The organism is Rugosimonospora africana, from assembly GCF_016862975.1.
Taxonomy (GTDB): domain Bacteria; phylum Actinomycetota; class Actinomycetes; order Mycobacteriales; family Micromonosporaceae; genus Rugosimonospora; species Rugosimonospora africana.
The window spans coordinates 167,014-184,759 of sequence record NZ_BONZ01000013.1 but is presented as its reverse complement, the minus strand read 5'-3'; the positions used below and the strand labels follow the sequence as shown (position 1 = coordinate 184,759).

General features: G+C 71.3%; 15 protein-coding genes. 13 read left to right on the top strand and 2 right to left on the bottom strand.

Annotated features, from left to right (window positions below; all coding sequences use genetic code 11):
- Positions 1-143 precede the first annotated feature (143 nt).
- Positions 144-1,634: a sugar transferase gene (locus tag Raf01_RS06575; protein ID WP_203916814.1), complete on the top strand. Its 1,491-nt coding sequence runs from the start codon at positions 144-146 to the stop codon at positions 1,632-1,634.
- Here the strand turns inward: Raf01_RS06575 and Raf01_RS06570 are convergent.
- A complete protein-coding gene (locus Raf01_RS06570) occupies positions 1,628-4,708 on the bottom strand; it encodes a DUF6311 domain-containing protein (protein ID WP_203916813.1) in 3,081 nt (1,026 codons plus the stop codon). The genes Raf01_RS06575 and Raf01_RS06570 overlap by 7 nt on opposite strands.
- 71 nt (positions 4,709-4,779) lie before the next feature.
- On the opposite strand from Raf01_RS06570, the gene Raf01_RS06565 reads away from it, so the two are divergent.
- Both Raf01_RS06565 and Raf01_RS06560 read left to right on the top strand, forming a co-directional pair.
- On the top strand, positions 4,780-6,072 hold the full coding sequence (locus tag Raf01_RS06565; protein WP_203916812.1) for a sensor histidine kinase: 1,293 nt from the start codon (positions 4,780-4,782) through the stop codon (positions 6,070-6,072).
- Positions 6,069-6,827: a LytR/AlgR family response regulator transcription factor gene (locus Raf01_RS06560; RefSeq protein ID WP_203916811.1), complete on the top strand. Its 759-nt coding sequence runs from the start codon at positions 6,069-6,071 to the stop codon at positions 6,825-6,827. The genes Raf01_RS06565 and Raf01_RS06560 overlap by 4 nt, the downstream gene beginning before the upstream one ends.
- Positions 6,828-6,837: 10 nt before the next feature.
- Here the strand turns inward: Raf01_RS06560 and Raf01_RS06555 are convergent, their stop codons facing one another.
- Positions 6,838-7,404 (bottom strand): Uma2 family endonuclease, encoded by a 567-nt coding sequence (locus tag Raf01_RS06555; protein ID WP_203916810.1) that lies wholly within the window; start codon positions 7,402-7,404, stop codon positions 6,838-6,840.
- 180 nt (positions 7,405-7,584) lie between these two features.
- Between Raf01_RS06555 and Raf01_RS06550 the strand changes: the two genes are divergently transcribed.
- The 10 genes from Raf01_RS06550 (at position 7,585) to Raf01_RS06505 (ending at position 17,745) form a co-directional block, all read left to right on the top strand.
- The gene (locus Raf01_RS06550; RefSeq protein WP_203916809.1) at positions 7,585-8,340 is read left to right on the top strand and encodes a response regulator transcription factor; all 756 of its coding nucleotides are present in this window, start codon (positions 7,585-7,587) and stop codon (positions 8,338-8,340) included.
- Positions 8,337-9,395: a HAMP domain-containing sensor histidine kinase gene (locus Raf01_RS06545; RefSeq protein ID WP_444544544.1), complete on the top strand. Its 1,059-nt coding sequence runs from the start codon at positions 8,337-8,339 to the stop codon at positions 9,393-9,395. The genes Raf01_RS06550 and Raf01_RS06545 overlap by 4 nt, the downstream gene beginning before the upstream one ends.
- Positions 9,396-9,448: 53 nt before the next feature.
- Positions 9,449-9,823: a DUF485 domain-containing protein gene (locus Raf01_RS06540; RefSeq protein ID WP_203916808.1), complete on the top strand. Its 375-nt coding sequence runs from the start codon at positions 9,449-9,451 to the stop codon at positions 9,821-9,823.
- The gene (locus Raf01_RS06535; protein WP_203917079.1) at positions 9,820-11,466 is read left to right on the top strand and encodes a sodium/solute symporter; all 1,647 of its coding nucleotides are present in this window, start codon (positions 9,820-9,822) and stop codon (positions 11,464-11,466) included. Before Raf01_RS06540 ends, Raf01_RS06535 begins: the two co-directional genes overlap by 4 nt.
- A gap of 86 nt (positions 11,467-11,552) precedes the next feature.
- On the top strand, positions 11,553-12,311 hold the full coding sequence (locus Raf01_RS06530) for an ABC transporter ATP-binding protein (RefSeq protein WP_203917078.1): 759 nt from the start codon (positions 11,553-11,555) through the stop codon (positions 12,309-12,311).
- Positions 12,302-13,927 (top strand): ABC transporter permease, encoded by a 1,626-nt coding sequence (locus tag Raf01_RS06525; protein ID WP_203916807.1) that lies wholly within the window; start codon positions 12,302-12,304, stop codon positions 13,925-13,927. Before Raf01_RS06530 ends, Raf01_RS06525 begins: the two co-directional genes overlap by 10 nt.
- Before the next feature lie 25 nt (positions 13,928-13,952).
- A complete protein-coding gene (locus Raf01_RS06520; protein WP_203916806.1) occupies positions 13,953-14,456 on the top strand; it encodes a flavin reductase family protein in 504 nt (167 codons plus the stop codon).
- Between the two features lie 99 nt (positions 14,457-14,555).
- Positions 14,556-14,906 carry a DUF485 domain-containing protein gene (locus Raf01_RS06515; protein ID WP_203916805.1) on the top strand — a complete coding sequence of 117 codons (351 nt, stop codon included), beginning with the start codon at positions 14,556-14,558 and terminating at the stop codon, positions 14,904-14,906.
- Positions 14,903-16,636, top strand: a complete 1,734-nt coding sequence (locus Raf01_RS06510) for a monocarboxylic acid transporter (protein WP_203916804.1) — start codon at positions 14,903-14,905, stop codon at positions 16,634-16,636. The genes Raf01_RS06515 and Raf01_RS06510 overlap by 4 nt, the downstream gene beginning before the upstream one ends.
- Positions 16,637-16,767: 131 nt before the next feature.
- The gene (locus Raf01_RS06505; RefSeq protein WP_203916803.1) at positions 16,768-17,745 is read left to right on the top strand and encodes an NAD-dependent epimerase/dehydratase family protein; all 978 of its coding nucleotides are present in this window, start codon (positions 16,768-16,770) and stop codon (positions 17,743-17,745) included.
- Position 17,746: the final 1 nt, after the last annotated feature.

The window sequence follows — 17,746 nt, the reverse complement described above, 5'->3', positions numbered from 1 at the left end:
GTAAGTGGGCGACACGCCGGTGGAGAGTGCAGCGCGTTCGGGCCGGCGAGCGTGGTGACATGCGTACCATCGCGGCGCGGGAGGACACACTAACAGTGACGACGAGCCTCCACCCACCGGCCACCGAGCCGACCCGGAGAACGATGACCGACACGCGTTACGGTGACACCTTCGAGATCATGTCGAAGGCCAATGGCGTACCGCGCTCCGCATGGTTCCGTACGCGCCGGTTGTCGACCTGGCACCGCTCGTACGCCGGGATCCTGCTGGTGCTCGACTACGCGGCCGTCATTCTCGCCGACCTCACCGCCATCTCCCTCCTCAACAAGGCCACCTCGGGCATCAAGCCGCCGGTGCTGTTCAACCTGCTGGTGTACCTGCTCCTGCCGCTGGCCTGGCTGATCGTGCTCTGGGGCAACGGCGCCTACGACCGCCGGTACCTGGGCATCGGCACGGACGAGTTCAAACGGGTGTCCCGTGCCGCGCTGGCGATGGCGGCGGTCGCGTCGTTCATCGCGTTCGCGAACAAGGCGCAGCTGTCCCGGCTCTCGGTCGCGGTCGCCCTGGTCGGCGCCGCGGTCTACATCAGCATCATGCGGTACGTCGCTCGTAAGGCACTGCACCTGGTCCGGCGCAAGGGTGTGGCCACGCACCGGGTGCTGTTGGTCGGCACCCTGCCGGAGGCGCTGGAGGTGCACACCGCCGTCAGCCGCAACGAGGGTGCCGGCCTGGTACCGGTGGCGATTCATGTCACCGAGGGCTATTCGTCCAACTCGGACTCGGACACACCGGTGCCGGTCTACTCCAACCGCGAGGTCGTGCCGCTGGTCCGCGAGGTCGGCGCCGACACGATCGCGGTGTGCGGCTCGGCCAGCGCCGAGCCGGGCGAGCTGCGCCGGCTGGCATGGCAGCTGGAGGGCACCGGGGTCGACCTCATCGTGGCGCCGCAGCTGACCGACATCGCCGGCCCGCGGGTACATATCCGACCGGTTGAGGGCCTTCCGCTGCTCTACGTGGAAGAGCCCACCCTGTCCGGGGTGGCCTGGCTCTTCAAGACGCTGATGGACCGCCTGGTCGCGGCCATCGGCCTGCTCATCCTGCTGCCGGTGCTGGCCGGGGTGGGCATCGCGATCTGGGCGTCGGACAAAGGTCCGGTCTTCTTCCGCCAACGCCGGGTCGGTCGCGAGGGCAAGACGTTCAAGGTGTGGAAGTTCCGCACCATGTACGTCGACGCCGAGGAACGCCTCGCCGCGCTGGTCGACCAGAACGAGAGCGACGGACTTCTCTTCAAGATCAAGAATGACCCTCGGGTCACTCCCGTCGGCCGGTTCCTGCGGGCCAGCTCACTCGACGAGCTGCCCCAGCTGATCAACGTGCTGCTCGGTGAGATGTCGCTGGTCGGCCCGAGGCCGCTGCCGGCGGAGGATGGCGACTTCCTGGGCGACGTGCGGCGCCGGCTGCTGGTCCGGCCGGGGATGACCGGTCTGTGGCAGGTCTCCGGGCGCTCCGACCTGTCCTGGGACGACGCGGTGCGGCTCGACCTGTACTACGTGGACAACTGGTCGCTCACGTTCGACCTCACCATCCTGTGGCGCACGGTCGGCGTCGTCCTGGGCAGCAGGGGCGCTTACTGATTCACCAGCTCCCGGACGTCCCACACCCATACTCCGGACACGAACCGGGGGCGGAAGCCGAACAGCTCGCTACCCGTCTCGTTGACCTGATCGGTGTGGAAACCGGGCACCACGACCACCGCTGACGCTCGCCAGTACCGCAGGTCCGTCAGCGCGTTGGCCTCCTCCTCCGGCCCGATCTCCGGGATGCGCCCGGTGTTCGCGACGGCGTCCAGCAGCGTCGAGGTCGCTCGTGGCGGGCTGCCGAAGGCTCCGTTCGGGGCGAGGTAGTACCCGGCTGGAATGGTGAATCCGACGTTCGTGAGCAGCGACCAGCGCATCGGTTCCAACCGGCCGATCTGCGCGGACGGGACGCTGACCAGGGAATGGTGGTCGTCCACGTACTCGTGCCAGACGCCCTGGGTGATGAACGGCGGTACCGGCGGCAGGTCGCTCACGCGCAGCGGCAGCGGTACCAGCGGTAACAGGACCGCGATCAGCGCACCTCGCCAGACCAGGTTCCCCGGCCCGAGCGGATCCCGGGCATGGATGGCCGCGACCCGGTCGTACGCCAGCGCGACCAGCACGGCGAGTACCGGCGCGATGTCCACCGCGACCCGGGTCGGCACCACCTGCCGGAACAGTGGCGCGTGCGCGACCAGGCTCCACGGGCCGGACACCCCGGTGTCCTGACCACCCAGGTGAACGTGAGAGCCCAGCGACAGCGCGGTCAGCACCAGCACCACGATCAGCCCGGACAGGTAGACCCGGCTGCGCCGCATCAGGACCGTCATGAGGGCGAGCAGGACCAGCAGCGGCCAGCCGAAGAACGCGTTCTGCTCGGAGATGTTCTGCGCCAGCTGTCCGACGACCCTCGGGTTGCCGGCCAGCGAGCTGCTGGAGAACGCCGGGAAGGACAGCAGGTCAGCCGGGTACGGGCGAGGTCCCGCGGTGTTCGCCCCGGTACCGTGCTGCGGCCCGCGGAACTCGACGTACAGCGGGTACGCCAGCAGCACCCCGGCGAGCACGACGGACACCAGTAGACCGCGCAGGAACGTCAGCGCGTCCCGGCGCACCACCGACGGCCGCATGGCGCAGTAGCTCAGTACGAAGACGATCAGGCCGATGGCGGCGATCAGCAGGACCTCCTCGTTGATGAACGCCTGCCAGGTGACCAGCAGCCCGAACAGGATTCCGTTGCGCAGCCAGTGGCCCTGCTCGCGCAGGCAGATGGCGCGCCAGACGAGGAACGGCACCAGGAACTGCGCCACGATGTTCGGGTGCCCGTACGCGTGGGAGATCATCGCCGGGGCGAAGCCGGCCAGGCCGCCCCCGATGCCGGCCGCCATCCGTGACCGCACCACGTGCCGGGACAGCACGTAGTACCAGGCGGCCGCGGTGCCGGCGAGCGCCAGCAGGGAGAACACCACGTACGCGACGGGCGCCCCGAACAGGAGCGTCACCGGTGCCAGCGGAATGCTGATGCCCAGCACCGACGTGTTGGCCATCATGTTCACCCCGATCGGATTGCCCAACCGGGTGGTGAACAGCGGGTCGGCACCCCGGGACACCACCTGGGCGCCGTACGCGAGCATCCACTGGAAGAACGTCTGGTCCGGAACGTTGGTCTGGACCCGGCCGACCGGGTCGGGCAGGAGCCGTTCCAGCACGTACACCGCGCCGAGAAGGTAGATCGTCACCGCGTAGACGTCGGACCGGATCCGCCACCATCTGCGCCTCGCCGCCGACGGTCCACGCCGGCCGGCGCGCCTGCCCCGGCCCGCCTGCCGCCGGCCGGTACCCCACCGGACTCCGACCGGTTGCCTCTGGCCGGCTCCGGAGCGTCTCGGGTCGGGGTGACCGCCGGCCGGCTGGCCGCCTTCCGCCGGCCGGGCCCGGGTCGGCGCCGTACCGGCACGGGCCGCGGCATCGGCGCCGACGGCGGCACCGGCCGGCGCCCGTACCGCCGGTACCGGCTCGTCCGCCCACACCGCCTGGTCGGCCGGGTTCACGTCGCCGTCCGGGCAGGGGTCGAGCTGGCCGGAGCCGCCCGGTTCGGTGGGCAGCGGGGGCTCCGCGCCCTCGTCCGCCCGAGTGTCGTCTGGCCGTTCCGGGCCGATCTGGTCTGCGCCGGTCTGGTTCTGGCCCGTCTGGCCGGGGTCTTCCCTGTCGCGCCGTTTCCGGCGCCAGGGCCAGCGTCGGCCCTGCTTCCGGGCCGGTTCGCCGGCTTGTTCCGTGCCCCGGCCGGCTGCTCGCTCGGGCTGTTCGGCGCCCCGGGCGGCCGCCTGTCCGGGGCTTCGGGCGCCCGCCTGTGCGCCGCCTCGGGCGGCTGTCTGTCCCGGGCTTCGGGCGCCCGCTTGTGTGCCGCCCCAGGCGGTCGTGCCGCGCGGCGGGGCGGCGGGCGCGCGCCTCGGACGCCCGGGATCCTCCGGTTCGCCGGCGTCGGCCGGGTCGGCCGGCGTCAGCCAGTCGAAGGGGTGATCGGGGTCGACGTCCTCGGAGTCCGGTTCCGGAACAGGCGGCTCCTGACCCATCGTGTCGAGTTCGGTGCCGTCGAAGTCGGGGTCGCGACGGTCTGAGCCGCTCTCGCCGCCGTGCCCGACTCGGCTGCCGTCCTGCGGCTCCGGGGGCCGGGGTGACGGATTCCCGCCGGCCCGCTCTCCGGCCAGGGGATCGGCGCCTTCCCCGCGCGGGCCTTCGCGCGCCTGGTCCGCCAGTGGCTGCCACTCGATCGGCTGAATCGGAGCAGTGGGCTCATCGGAATCCCATTTATCCCACTTGGTACGCCTGTCCGCCTCGCCGCGCAGTGTGGCGCCCGACTGCGGCCGCCCGAACGGCCAGCCGCCGTCCCTGCTCTGGCCGCCGTCTCGGTTCCGGTGACCGTCTCCGCTCGGCTGGCCGCGCTGGGCGCCTTCCGCCCCCGCTGCGGCGGTCTCGCTCGGGTTTTCGGCCGGCGCACCCTCGCCTGATCCGTCCGCCTCCGGCGGCTCCGCTATCTCGGCGAACCGGGCACTCCGGGCCTTTTCCCAGGTCTCACGGGGGTCCGCCCCGCGCTCCCGCGCACGGCGTGACTCGCGTCCGTCGTCCCCGTCCACTCGACTTATTGCAGCAGCCCAGGGGGTCCCTGTCTGGACATCCGGCGAGCTGGCCGAAAGGATTGTCCGCCGTGAGGGCGAACCTCTCCGCCGCGCTGGCCGTACTCGCGCTGCTCGCCGCGCTCGGCGCGACCGTGTACGGGGTGGCGCGGCTGCGCGCCCGGCGGGGGATCGCCACCGCCACCCAGCGGGCCACCTACGACGTGTTGCACACCGTGGGGCTGGCCGCCGAGCCGCTGCGCGCCGGGCTGTCCCCGGGCAGCGCCGGCAAGGCCGTCCGGCACCTGCGGGCGTTGATCGGGGCGGCCGGCCTGGCCGTCACCGACACGAACCGGGTGCTGGCCTTCGACGGGACGGGGGAGCACCACCGGGAGCAGTTGCTGGCGGCGGCGGCGAGGGCGGTGGGTTCCGGTCGCCCGGCGGTACTGGCGACCCGCGAGCTGCCCTGCGACCTGATGGACTGCCAGATCCGGGGTGCCGTCGTGGTACCGCTCCGGGGCGGTGCGCTGGTCGCACTCGCCGACGGGCCGCCGGCACCCGGATTCGTGCAGGCGACCCGGGAGACCGGCCGGTGGGTAGCCGCCCAGCTGGCCCTGGCCGAGCTGGACACCTCGCGGGCACGGTTGGCCCGGGCCGAGGTGCGGGCACTCCGGGCGCAGATCAGCCCGCATTTCATCTACAACGCGCTGACTGCCATCGCCTCGTTCGTGCGTACCGATCCGGAGCGCGCCCGCGAACTGATCCTCGAGTTCGCCGAGTTCACCCGGTACAGCTTCCGGGCGCATGGCGAGTTCACCACTCTGGCCGAGGAGCTGCGCTCGATCGACCGGTACCTGACCATCGAACGGGCCCGGTTCGGCGAACGGCTCCAGGTGCGGTTGCAGATCGCGCCCGAGGTGCTGCCGGTCGGACTCCCGTTCCTGTGCCTGCAACCGCTGGTCGAAAACGCCGTACGGCACGGGCTGTCGGCCAAGCCGGGAGTCGGTACGGTCAGCATCGTCGCCCGCGACGCGGGTGCGGAGTGCCACATCACGGTCGAAGATGACGGAGTGGGGATGGAACCCTCGGTGTTGACCGGCAGCCAGGACGTCGACGGCGGTCCCGTCGCCGTCCCGGTCGCTGGCCGGGGTGCCGCTTCCGGCGACGGCTCGGGCGACAACGGACACCTGGGTGGCCGTGGCCCGGCCGGCGACGAGTCGACCGATGCCGGACAGCACGTCGGTCTGTCCAACGTAGACGATCGGCTCCGGGCGGTGTTCGGGGACGAGTTCGGTCTCGTGGTGGAGACGGCGCCGGGCGCGGGTACGAAGGTGAGCATGCGGGTGCCGAAGTTCCACCCGGGCGTACGGGCGGGCCGGTCGTGACCGGGCTGCGGGTGCTGGCCGTCGACGATGAGCCCCCGGCGCTCGACGAGCTGGCGTACCTGCTGCGCGCCGACGCACGAGTGTCCACTGTGCACACGGCGCCGGACGCGACCGAGGCACTGCGGGTGCTGCACGACTCCGAGGTGGACGCGGTCTTCCTGGACATCAGGATGCCCGGGCTCGACGGGATGGAACTGGCCCGGATCCTCGGCCGGTTCGCGAAGCCGCCCGCGATCGTGTTCGTCACCGCGTACGACGACCGGGCGGTCGAGGCGTTCGAGCTGGCCGTCGCCGACTACATCCGCAAGCCGGTACAGGTCGAGCGGCTTGCCGAGTCGTTGCGCCGGGTGGCCGGAGCCCGCCTGGTGCCGACCCATCCGGCCGTAGCCGGTCGCCGGGAACGCGCGGACGACCCGACGATCCCGGTCGAGCTGGCCGGTGTCACCAAGCTGCTGCCCCGCTCATCGGTGCGGTGGGTGGAGGCGCAGGGCGACTACGCCCGACTGCACACGGCGGAGGGCTCCCACCTGGTACGGGTGTCGCTGGCCACCCTGGCGGAGCGGTGGGCGGACGCGGGCTTTGTCCGGATCCACCGCTCGTACCTCGTGCAGTTGCGCCTGATCTCGGAGCTGCGCCTGATCTCGGGCGCGTACGTGGTCGCTATCGACGGCCAGGAGCTACCGGTGGCCCGCCGGCACACGCGTGACCTGAAAGACCGCCTGGTGCGAGCCGCCAAGCAGAGTTGGAACCGCTGAGCCTCGCCGGTCAGAACACTTCGGCCGGGTCGAAGTCGATCGGGAACGGCTGGTCGGTCACGAGCCGCTCGCCCGCCTTGACGACGATCGACTCCTCGTAGTGCTGGCCGGACGCGTCCAGCTCCAGGACCGTGATCGCCTGCCCGTCCTGGTCGACGATCCAGTACTGCGGGATGCGCGCGGCGGCGTAGTCATACCGCTTCATCACCAGGTCGCGACCGGCGTTGCTTGGCGAGAGCACCTCGACGACGAGCAGCACGTCGGCCGGTTTGACCGACTTCGCCCGTCGGCCAAGCGCTGAGCGTTGGAAGACGATCACGTCGGGGACATAGTAGGTGCCGGCGTCGGGGAACCCGACGCCGAAGCCCGAACCGGCGACGTAGAGGTCCTTGGGCGCGCCACGTTTCAAAACGTCGGTCAGATCCTGGCTAGTGCGGCAATGAAAGTTGTCGGCGGGCGGACTCACCAGCAGGCTCCCTCCAAGGAGCTCGTACCGGTTGCCCTCGGGCAGGTCCGCGAGGTCGTCGATCGTCCACGGCCTGCTCCCGTGCTGTATGAGCGGATCGGTCACTGTCATGCCGCCCATCTTGTCGAGATCGCAAGGGCCGTGGTCGGTTATCCACAGGCCAGTTTAGTCATCCACAGGATCGATTTCCGGGCTTGACAGGACCGCGCTCGAGGGGTGCCGCAGACGCCTCCATCACTCCTTCACATCGCCCCCGCGACCCGTCCACGCCCGGCTTCTAGGCTCGTGCCCATGGGCACACGCCGCATCCTCATCGTCGAAGACGAGCCGACCATCGCCGACGCGGTCGCCGCGCGGATGCGGGCCGAGGGGTTCCTCGTCGACCTCGCCGCCACCGGACCGGACGCCGTCGCGGCGGCCCGGCGGGTAGCGCCCGACCTGGTCATCCTCGACATCATGCTGCCCGGCTTCGACGGGTTGGAGGTGTGCCGGCGGATCCAGGCCGAGCGCCCGGTACCGGTGATCATGCTGACCGCGCGGGACGAGGAGACCGATCTGCTTGTCGGCCTCGCCGTGGGCGCGGACGACTACCTCACCAAGCCGTTCTCCCTCCGGGAGCTGGCCGCCCGGGTACACGCGCTGCTGCGCCGGATGGAGCGCGCGGTCGCCGGCGCCGGCCAGGCGCCGATCGCGCTGGGCGACCTGGAGATCAATCGGGCCGAGCGGCGGGTACGCCGGGCCGGGGTCGAGGTTCACCTCACGCCGACCGAGTTCGACCTGCTGGTACACCTGGCCGGCCGGCCGCGCACCGTCCTGCCCCGGGAACGGCTGCTCGCCGAGGTCTGGGGCTGGGCCGACGCATCGGGGACGCGCACGGTCGACAGTCACGTCAAGGCGCTGCGACGCAAGCTGGGCGCCGACGTGATCCGCACCGTGCACGGCGTCGGCTACTCCCTCGATGTCGCGGAAGCGGGGGAATCGCGGCCCGAGCCGGGCGACGGTGGCGGCGAGCAACTCGCACGCCTGCCGGAGAGGAGAGCGGTGTGACGGCCGGTCAGCTCGGCGTGGACGGCACCGGCCGGGTACGCGTGGCGATGGCTCGGCTGGGTGAGGTCATGCCCCGGCCGCTGGACTTCGTCCGGCACATCAAGCTCAAACTCGGCATCGTCGTGCTGGCCAGCGGTACGGCCGGCCTTGTCGTGTTCGGGGTCGTCGTCGGCTCGCTGCCGATCGCCGCCTCACTGACCGCGATCGGCGTCGCCCTGCTCACCTCGCAGGTGCTGGCGCACGGGATGACCAGGCCGCTGCGGGAGATGACCGCGGCGGTACGGGCAATGGCACGCGGGGACTACACCCGGCGGGTACGGGCGACCTCGCGCGACGAGGTCGGGCAGCTCGCCGCGGCGTTCAACCAGATGACCGGCGACCTGGCGGCGGCCGACCGGCAGCGTCGCGAGCTGATCGCGAACGTGTCGCACGAGCTGCGTACCCCGATCTTCGCGCTCCAGGCGGTACTGGAGAACGTCGTCGACGGCGTCTCCGATCCGCAGACCCTGCGAACCGCGCTGGCCCAGACCGAACGGCTCGGCAGGCTGGTCACCGAGCTGCTCGACCTGTCCCGGATCGAGGCCGGCGCGGTACCGCTGGAACTGGCCGAGTTCGACGTGACGGAGTTCCTGCAGGAGGCGGTACGCGAGGCCGAGGTGTCCGCGGTGGCGGCCGGGCGCGCGGTGAGCTTCGAGGCGTCGAACCTCCCGCTGGTCGCGGTCGCCGACCCGGCCCGGCTGCACCAGGTACTCGCGAATCTGCTGGACAACGCGGCACGCCACAGCCCGGACGACGGCATCGTCACCGCGGTGGCCCGCCGCGAGGCCGACCGGTTCATCATCGAGGTGACCGACCAGGGGCCGGGGATCCCGCCGGACCAGCGGGCCGGGGTGTTCGAGCGGTTCACCCGGGGCGAGCGCACCGGCGGCCAGGCGGGTACCGGCCTGGGGCTGGCCATCGCCCGGTGGGCGGTCGAGTTGCACGGCGGGCAGATCGCCGTGGTGGACGCGCCGAAGCCGGGCTGCCGCATCCGGGTGGCGCTGCCGGCCCGCTGACCCCGCCCTCGTGACCATTGCGCACCAGGGCGCGGAGCGACACACTGCGGTCCATGCCTCCCGAACCGCCCAAGCGAGTCCGCGTCGTCCTCGTCGACGCCGCCGCGCCGCGGGGCGGTGGCGACCACACCCGGGCCGAGCTGGAGGAGCAGACCGGCATCGGGGAGGCGCTGGTGAAGGGCCTCGTGCGCACCCAGTTGGCGCTGGCCCTGCGGTGCGCCGCCGTGGTCGCGGTCGGGCTGGGTAGCCTGCCGCTGCTGTTCGCGATCGCGCCGGCGGTCGCCGGTACCCGCCCGTTCGGCGTGGTGCTGCCCTGGCTGCTGCTCGGAGTCGCCGCGTACCCGTTCCTGTTTGGTGTCGGCTGGGCGTATGTGCACCTGGTCGAGCGCACTGAGCGGGACTTCACCGACCTGGTGGAGAAGCACTGAACGGCTACGCCATCCCGGCCATCGTCGTGGTCACGGTCGCGACCGTGGTCATCGGCACGTACGGGCTGCGGGTGGCCCGCACGACCTCCGACTTCCTGGTCGCCTCGCGGGAGGTCAGCCCGGCGTGGAACGCCGCCGCGATCAGCGGGGAGTATCTGTCGGCGGCGAGCTTCCTGGGGGTCGCCGGCCTGGTACTCAAGCAGGGCGTGGACGTGCTCTGGTACCCGGTCGGGTTCGCCGCCGGATACCTCGCGCTGCTGCTGTTCGTCGCCGCCCCGTTGCGCCGGTCCCGGGCATTCACCCTGCCGGACTTCTGTGAGCTGCGGCTGGGGTCGGTGCGGCTGCGCAAGCTCGCCACGCTGTTCGTGATCATGATTGGCTGGCTGTACCTGGTACCGCAGCTGCAGGGCGCCGGGCTGACCATGCAGACGGTCGCCGGGGGCCGGTACCAGGTCGGAGTCCTGCTCGTCGGGTGCGTGGTGGTCGCGAACGTGGCCCTCGGCGGGATGCGGTCGATCACCTTCGTGCAGGCGTTCCAATACTGGCTCAAGCTGACCGCGCTGGCCGTACCGATCATCTTCCTGGTCCTGCACTGGCAGGCCGATGGTCGCCCGCCGCTGGCCCCGCCGTCCGGTGCGACGTTCGCCCACTCGACCACCGTGGTGTTCGACCACGCCGCGACGCTGGTGCGTCCGGACGGGTCCACCGTGGACGTGCCGGCCCACGCGTCCATGGACTTCCCGGCGGGTACGCCGATTCCGCAGGTACGCGGCGTCGAGAGCAGTTCCGGGGCGAACTGGCTGCTGCCCGGCTCGACCGAGACCGGGGGCGGGCGCGACCGTGGCCTGTTCGCCGCGTACTCGCTGATCTTGGCGACGTTCCTCGGCACGATGGGCCTTCCGCACGTGCTGGTCCGCTTCTACACCAACCGGGACGGCGCCGCGGCCCGCCGCACCACCCTGGTCGTGCTCGGCCTGGTCGGCCTGTTCTACCTGCTCCCGACGCTGTACGGCGTGCTCGGCCGGGTCTACACCCCGCAGTTGCTGATGACCGGCGACACGGACGCCGTGGTGCTGGTGCTGCCCGGTGCCGCGCTGTCCGGGCTGACCGGTCAGCTGCTTGGCGCGCTCGTGGCGGCGGGCGCGTTCGCGGCTTTCCTGTCCACCTCGTCGGGGCTGCTGACCAGCGTCGCCGGGGTGCTGTCGACGGACCTGCTGGGCCGGGGGTCGGTCCGGGATTTCCGGGTATCCGCGGTGCTCGCCGGCCTGGTTCCGCTGGTCCTGGCGCTGCGTGCCGGTGGGCTGGACGTGTCCCAGGTCGTCGGGCTGGCGTTCGCGGTGGCCGCGTCCAGCTTCTGCCCCCTGCTCGTGCTGGGTATCTGGTGGCGCGGGTTGACCGCGATGGGAGCGGCGGCGGGCGTGACGCTGGGCGGGGGTATCTCGCTGGCCGCGGTGATCACCACGGTGGTCGGGCCGCCGCTGACCGGCTGGCCGGCGGTCCTGATCGGCCAGCCGGCGGCGTGGACGGTCCCCCTGGCGTTCCTGGTGATGGTCTCGGTGTCGCTGGCGACCCGCCGCCGGGTACCGGTGAACGTCGGCCTGACCATGCTGCGCCTGCACGCTCCCGACCCGCTGCGCCTGTAGCCGTCCGAGCGCCGGCGGCAGGGCCGGAATCCGGTTAACCGGGCGGAGCCCCTGGGACGGCGTGAGCCGGTAGCGTCAATCTCGTGCTGGACGGTACTGTGCCGGCCCTGAAGTTACGGGGCCTGGTCAAGAGGTTCGACGCCAAGCTGGCGGTAGGCGGAGTCGACCTCGACGTACCCACCGGCTCGTTCTACGGGCTGCTCGGCCCCAACGGCGCCGGCAAGACCACCTGCCTGTCGATGGCGGTCGGGCTGCTGCGGCCGAGCCAGGGCAGGGCCTACGTGCTCGGCCACGACGTGTGGGCCGATCCGGTCGAGGCCAAGCGCCGGCTCGGTGTGCTTCCCGACTCGGTCCGGATGTTCGACCGGCTCTCCGGTCCCGAGCTGCTGGCCTACCAGGGGCTGTTGCGGGGCATGCCGCCGGATCTGATCGAGACCCGGGCCGGGGAGTTGCTCGACGTGCTCGGCCTGGCCGACGCCGGCCGGACCCTGGTGGTCGACTACTCGGCCGGGATGAAGAAGAAGATCGGCCTGGCCTGCGCTCTGCTGCACGCCCCGCGGCTGCTCGTACTCGACGAGCCGTTCGAGTCGGTCGATCCGGTGGCGGGCAGCCTGATCCGCGACATCCTGCACCGGTACGTCGAGACGGGCGGCACGGTGATCTTCTCCAGCCACGTGATGGAGGTGGTGGAGAAGATCTGCACCCACGTGGCGATCCTCGCCGACGGACGGATCAAGGCGGTGGGCACGCTGAACGAGGTACGTGCCGGCCGCGACCTGGAAGACGTGTTCGTCGAGGTGGTGGGCGGGCGGGTGGCCACCGGCGAGGAGCTGACGTGGCTCTGATGCCGGTCCGGCCGGTGCGTGTCACCGTGTTCGTACGGCTCAAGCTGCGCATGCTCGGCCACGGGCTGCGCGGCCGGCGGCGGCGGGTCGTCACGTTCGCGGTGAGCCTCGCGGTCGGCCTGTGGCTGGCGATCGCCGGATTCCTGCTGTTCCTGACCAGCGGCGCGGTGGGCCGGGACATCGGGTACGTGATGGCCTCGTTCGGCGGCGCGACTCTGGTGCTCGGCTGGCTGCTTCTCCCGCTGCTGTTCTTCGGCGTCGACGAGACCCTCGACCCGGCCAGGTTCGCCCTGCTCCCGTTGCCCCGGCGCACCCTCGCCACCGGCATGCTGGCCGGTGCCGTGGTCGGCATCCCGGGGGTGGCCACCGCGCTGGCGATGCTCGGCGTGGCGGTGGCCGGCGGGCTGCGCGCCGGACCGGCCGGGGTGGGCGTAGCCATCCTCGGCGGGGCCCTGAACCTGTTGCTGTGCATCGTGCTGAGCCGCGCCGTGACCAGCGGGTTCGCCGCGTTGCTCCGGTCCCGGCGGGTGCGTGACCTGGCCGGTGTGGTGATCGCCCTGCTGGCCGCGTCGATGGGCCCACTCCAGCTGGTGATCTCGTCGACGCTCGGGCACGCGAGCCTGGCGCCGGTGCTGCGGATCGCCGGGGTACTCGCCTGGACGCCGTTGTCGGCCGGGTTCGTCGCGCCGTACGACCTGGCCGACGGGCGGCCGCTGCTGGCACTGGTACGGCTGGCGATCGTCGCCGGTACGGTCGCGCTGTTGACCTGGTGGTGGGCGGTGACCCTGGAGTCCGCCATGATCGGCGTGTCCGGCGGGCTGGGCGGTAGCCGGCCGGTACGCGGCGGAGTGGTCCGCACGCTGCTGCCCGCCGTGCTGCGGCCGGCGGCCCAGCCGGGACAGTTCTCCGGGATCATGGCGCGGGAACTGCGGTACTGGTCGCGAGACCCACGCCGGCGATCCAGCCTCATCTCGATCATTGTGGGCGGTGCGGTGGTCCCGGTCGCGCTGCGGCTGGCCCCGGGCCACTCGGCCGGCGTACCGCTGCCGCTGGCGGTGGCGTTCACCTCGGTGGCCGGCGCCGCGATCCTGGCCAACCAGTTCGGCTTCGACGGCAGCGCGTACGCCGCGCACCTGCTGGCCGCGGTACCGGGCCGCACCGAACTGCGGGCCCGGGCCGCCGCGCTGTCCGTGATCATGGTGCCGGTGCTGCTGGTGATCGTCGTGGCGGTCGCGGTGTTCGGCGAGGAGAGCGGGCAGCTCATCGCGACTCTGGGGACCGCCGCGGCGATGTACGGCGCCTCGATGGCCGTCGCGTCGGTGCTGTCGGTGCTGGTCGCCTACCCGGTGCCGGACAGCCGCAACGCGTTCGCCTCGGCCGGCGGGTCGGCGAGCGCCAAGGGCCTGCTCGCGTTCATCGGCATGGTCGCCGCGGTGGTGTCCGCGTCGCCGGTGCTGATGGCGGCCCTCGCCCTGCCCGGTGCGCTGTCCTGGCTGGTGCTGCCGGCGGGACTGGCCTGGGGCATCGCCGGCGTACTGGTGACCACCCGGCTGGTCGGCGACGAACTGGACCGCCGCGGACCGGACCTGCTGGGCGAGATTACGCTGCCGTCATGAGGACCCGGCCGCCTGACGCGCGCGCATGACGATCCACGCGTCGGACCCGTTCGCGTCGCCCGAGGAGGACCGCTCGCCGGTACGGCGGCTCCGCGGCCGGCTCGCCTCCCCGGTGACCCTGTGGACCGCGCCCGGCCCGGCCGGCCTGACCGTGTCCTCCGCGCTCGTCGCGGACGGTGACCCCGGCCTGGTGCTGGGCCTCATCGACGACGAGTCGGAGCTCTGGAGCGCCGTCGAGGAGGCGGGCCGCTTCACGGTGGCCCCGCTGCGGGACTCTGACCGGCAGCTCGCCGACCGGTTCGCCGGGCTGATGCCGGCGCCGGGCGGGCTGTTCCGGGCGGACCCCTGGCGCGAGACCGACTACGGGCCGGTACTCGACGGCCTCGACACCTGGGCCGGTTGCCGGCTGACCGGCAGTCGCCCGTACGGGTGGGGCCTGCTGGTCGAGGGCACCGTCGAGTACGTCGAGATCGGTCCCGACCTCGACCCGCTCACCCACTTCCGGGGCCGGTACCGGCAGCTGCGTTGAGCGGCATCGCGGCTCTCGTTCGGCGCATCGCCGGAGCCGCTCGGCGCAGCCGTCGACCGGCACCCTCGGTAACTGGGCGGTAGCCCATACCGTCCGGCCATGGCTACCGAGACTCCGGCCCCCCCGGCACCGCCGGACGAAGGTCGATACCGCGCTCTCCAAGACTCTGACGGCTTCGGTGCGCTCCGCAAGGCGTTCCGTGGCTTCGTGTTCCCCACCACCGTGGCGTTCCTGGTCTGGTACGGGCTGTACGTGGTGCTCTCCGCGTACGCCCGCGGCTTCATGGGCACCAAGGTCGTCGGGCACATCAACGTCGCCCTCGTGTTCGGGCTGCTCCAGTTCGTCTCCACGTTCTTGATCGCGTGGCTCTACGCCCGGTTCGCGAGCCGCCGGCTCGACCCGGTCGCCGACCAGTTGCGGCAGGAGATCGAGGGGAGTGAGCAGCAGTGAGCAGCACCGCCCGTACCCTCACCATCGTCCTGTTCCTCGTGCTGGTGCTGGTCACGCTCGCCATCACGATCTGGGCCAACCGGCAGACCCGCAATGCCACCGACTTCTACGCCGGCGGCCGGTCGTTCAGCGGCTTCCAGAACGGCATGGCGATCGGCGGCGACTACATGTCGGCGGCCAGCTTCCTGGGCATCGCCGGAATCATCGCGCTGTCCGGCTACGACGGCTTCCTCTACTCGATCGGTTTCCTGGTCGCCTGGCTGGTGGCCCTGTTGCTGGTCGCGGAGCTGCTCCGCAACTCCGGTCGGTACACGATGGCCGACGTGCTGGCGTACCGGATGCGCCAGACCCCGGTGCGTACCGCGGCGTCGGTCTCCACCATCGTGGTGTCGATCTTCTACCTGCTGGCTCAGATGGTCGGCGCCGGTTCGCTCGTGGCGTTGTTGCTGGGCATTAAGGAAGGCCAGACCTTCCTCGGCCTGACCCCGACGACCGCCAAGATTCTCACGATCGTGCTCATCGGCATCCTGATGATCGCCTACGTGGTCATCGGCGGCATGAAGGGCACCACGTACGTACAGATCGTCAAGGCGTTCATGTTGATGCTGGGCGCGATCCTGATGGCGCTGCTGGTCGCGATCGCGTTCCGGTTCAACCTGTCGTCGCTGCTCGGGGACGCGGCCGCGAAGTCCGGCAAGGGCGCGGAGTTCCTGGAACCCGGGCTCAAGTACGGCAAGGACATCGCCGGCAACTCCGGCGCGACGCTGGTCAGCAAGCTCGACCTGCTGTCGCTGGGGGCGGCGCTGGTCCTCGGTACCGCCGGCCTGCCGCACGTGCTGATCCGCTTCTACGCGGTACCCAACGCGAAGGCGGCTCGCCGCAGCGTCCTCTGGGCGATCGGCATCATCGGCGTGTTCTACCTGCTCACCCTGGCCCTCGGCTTCGGTGCGGCGGCCCTGGTCGGCGGCAAGGCGATCGCCGCGCAGGACCCGGGCGGCAACACGGCCGCGCCGCAGTTGGCTCAGGTGCTGGGTGCCCGTTACCTCGGCGGTTCGACCGGCGGGGCCGTCCTGCTGGCGGTCATCGCCGCGGTCGCGTTCGCCACCATCCTGGCTGTGGTCGCCGGGCTCACCCTGGCCTCCTCGTCGAGCGTGGCGCACGACCTGTACGCCAACGTGCTACGGCGCGGGCAGACCAGCGAGCGCGAGGAGGTCAACGTCGCCCGCTACGCCGCCTTCGGAGTCGGCGCGGTGGCCATCGTGCTGGCGGTCTTCGCCCGCAGCCTCAACGTCGCGTTCCTGGTCGCGGTCGCGTTCGCCATCGCGGCGTCGGCGAACCTGCCGGCGATCCTGTTCTCGTTGTTCTGGAAGAAGTTCAACACCCGGGGCGCGGTCTGGGGCATCTACGGTGGCCTGATCTCCGCGGTACTGGTCGTGCTGCTCTCGCCGATCTGCTGGGGCGGTTCCAACAGCAACCTGCCGGCGGTCAAGCTGACCGCGACGCAGGCCGCGGACTGCGGGGTACCGACGAGTTCGACCGAGGTCAACAACGCGACGGCGCTGTTCAGCTGCACCACTCCCGCGCCGATTCCGTTCAGCAACCCGGGTCTGATCTCCATCCCGATCGGCTTCCTGGCGGCCTACATCGGTGCCCGCACCTCCCGGGAGCGGGACCCGGAACGCTATGCCGAGCTGGAAGTCCGCTCGCTCACCGGGGCGGGTTCGGTGTAGTCGCCGTACCTTGCCGCGAATCCCGGTCCGGACGGCGCCTGCCCAGTGGGTCTGGCGCCGTCCGGCCGTCGATCGGGCATCCCCTGGAGTCGGCGGGGTCGACCCGCGACCGATCCATTAACCTGAGCGGTATGGCGGTTGTGCAGCGATACGGCGAGGGTCACCGGATATTGATAACGGGCGGCGCCGGGTTCGTCGGCTCCCATCTCGTAGACGCCCTGGTCGCTCGGGGCTGCGAGGTGGTGGCGCTGGACAATTTCGTCACCGGTGCCAAGGAGAATGTGGCCCATCTGGCCGACAATCCCCGATTCTGCCTGGTCGAGGCCGACATCACCGACGGGCTGCCGGATCACGAGCCGGCCCTGTCCCGCCGTTTCGACGCGATCATGCACTTCGCGTCGCCGGCCAGCCCGACCGACTTCGAGCAGCTGCCGGTCGAGATCCTGCGGGTCGGCTCGGTGGCCACCCTGCACCTGCTGGAGCGGGCCCAGGCCGACGGCGCGCGGTTCATCATGGCGTCCACGTCGGAGGCGTACGGCGACCCGCTGGTGCACCCGCAGCCCGAGACGTACTGGGGCAACGTCAACCCCAACGGCATCCGCAGCGTCTACGACGAGTCCAAGCGGTTCTCCGAGGCCGCCGCGATGGCCTACCACCGCTCCCGCGGCGTGGACGTGGGGATCGTCCGGATCTTCAACACGTACGGTCCCCGGATGCGCCCCGACGACGGCCGGGCGATCCCGACGTTCGTCAACCAGGCGCTGCACGGTGAGCCGATCACGGTTGCCGGCACCGGCAACCAGACCCGGTCGATCTGCTTCGTCGACGACCTGGTGCGGGGCATCGTCGCGTTGCTCGACTCCACCGAGACCGGCCCGGTGAACTGCGGCACCGAGGACGAAATGACCATGCGGGACCTCGCCGAGACAATCATCAAGTTGACCGGGTCCGCGTCGACTGTTACCTATATCACCCGAAGCGCGGACGACCCGGAGAAGCGCCGGCCCGACCTGACGCTCGCCCGCACCAAGCTGGATTACCAGCCCATGGTGGGCAGCGAAGAGGGTCTGCGACGGACCATCGAGTACTTCGCCGACCGCGTCCGATAGT